2 protein-coding genes are annotated in these 2,025 nt (G+C 38.7%); both read right to left on the minus strand.

All coding sequences use genetic code 11. The annotated features are described in order from the left end of the window. Nucleotides 1–235, minus strand: a 235-nt coding sequence (locus AC1DPZ_RS26130) for a DUF6580 family putative transport protein (RefSeq protein WP_477409014.1), incomplete at its 3' end; no start/stop codon positions are given. A 50-nt stretch (nucleotides 236–285) separates the two neighbouring features. Further along, nucleotides 286–2,025: TonB-dependent receptor plug domain-containing protein (locus AC1DPZ_RS26135; protein WP_477409016.1), on the minus strand; the 1,740-nt coding region annotated here is incomplete at its 5' end.

Consider the following 2,025-nt stretch of genomic DNA (forward strand, 5'->3'; position numbering starts at 1 on the left):
TTTTTGATGTGTACAGATAGTTGATGATGATATCTGTAGTAAAAAGCGTAAGTAATACCGTTACATAGCCTTTCCATTTTTCGGTAAAGTAAACACCTCCAAACACAGCTATAGCGCCCACTGGTGTAAAGTTACTCAGTTCCTTATACTTAAAGGTTATAAGCCTGAAAGCTGCAGCAACAATTATCATTAAAATAAGGATAATGTTCCTGTTGATGGTGTCTTTTTTATTCATGGTGATATTTATGACGTAAAATTACTCATAATCATGTTAAATAAAAACTACTAATTAAACTGGTATTTTGCACCAAGCATAAAGTTTATGCCACGTGTGTTATACCCCAGCCAATCGGTATATTTTTGGTCGAGCACGTTGTTCAGATCGCCAAATACGTTCAGATTTTTGGTGGCTTTTAATTGCAGGTGAAGGTCAACGAGGTTATAGCTTTTCAAAGTAGTGATTGTAGATGGATAGGTGGCGAAATTCAGGTCGCCCCTGTCGCCGGTATATTTATAATTTACACCGATCAGGAAGTCAGCACAGGCCTGGTATGAAACATTAGCACCGAAGGTATTTTTTGGCCTGCGGTATAAATTAGCCGTTTGTTTGCCGGCTTCATCAGTTTGCTTACCTGTAACATAAGCAAAGTATGCTGATGCAGTTAGCTTGTTTGAATTGTATTTCAGTTCAGTTTCAAAGCCTTTATCTTTTTGAAAAGATCCATTTTTATAGAATGCTCTATAAGGAGGCTGTGATTCAGAGAAGAAATAAATTACATCTTTTGTATTGCGTTTATAGAATACGGTGTTAAACGATAATGCATTTTTTACGATCTCCCAATCAAACCCGACCTCGTATGAGGTAGTTGTTTCTGGCGTTAATTTACCATTGCCATATTGCGAGTACAATTGATATAAAGATGGGGATTTATAGGCAGATGCAATAGTTCCGAACACTTTAAACTGATCTGCTAAATACAGCGAAGGGTTAATAGTATAGGTAAAGTTATCTCCGTATTTACTATGGTGATTATACCTGCCGCCCAGTTCCATATGGAAAATGTTTGATTTGAAAAACAAGGAGGTGTAAACGCTGGTAATGCTGCTATGTGCCGTATCGGAGTTTATAATACTTGGGCCAGGATGATATCCTGTTTGTTCAAACGAGCTATACTGGTCGGTATTGCTGTATTTATAGTTCGCGCCGCTCGTAATGTCAAAATATTTGCCCAAATTATAATTCAACACAGCTTCTAAATTGCTTATGCGGCCGGTGTTTTTTGTTAACTGGTTGGTTTCGTTATTATCGGGTGGCAGGTTTTTAAAGTTGTTACGAACTGTATTTTGGCTGGCATTAAACACCAATGTTCCCTTTGGTAATTTCACTTTAGCTCCTAAACCACCAAATATAAATGTATTGTTGTAGGTGTAGTTGTTATCATTAGTAAAAGCGCCATAAGGCAAATCGCCGGTGTTATAACTACCCTGGAAATTACCATTCACGCTAAACTTCTCAGAAACATATTGATTGATGTTCACACTTGCCGAACGCTGATGGAAACCATCTTTTTTAAATCCGGCTTTGTTTGTAGTATCGGTAGCAGCCGCAAAACCCTTTGAATCCGTATTAGAAAGGTTAACGGTAATCCCGGTATGGTTTATTACCCCGGTCAGCCCGGCCGATTCCTGGAAGGTATTATAACTACCACCCGTTAATTGCAAATTGCCTTTTAAGCCTTGTCCCTGCGGATGTTTGGTAATAATATTGATCACACCGGCCACAGCATCAGATCCGTAAAGTGTCGATCCGCTTCCTTTTAGTATTTCAATTCTTTCAACCTGGTTTATCGGGAAAGCATTAAGATCATAACTACCGTCAATTGAGCTTGCGTTGTTAACAGGGAAACCATCTATTAATATTAAAGTATTACCCGATGATGCGCCGCGTAAAAAAACAGATGTACTGATGCCGGGCGCGTTCTGAGCGCCAGAAAAAGTTATTCCGGATACGGTATTCAATAACTG

This window comes from Mucilaginibacter sp. P4_G9, assembly GCF_056400985.1.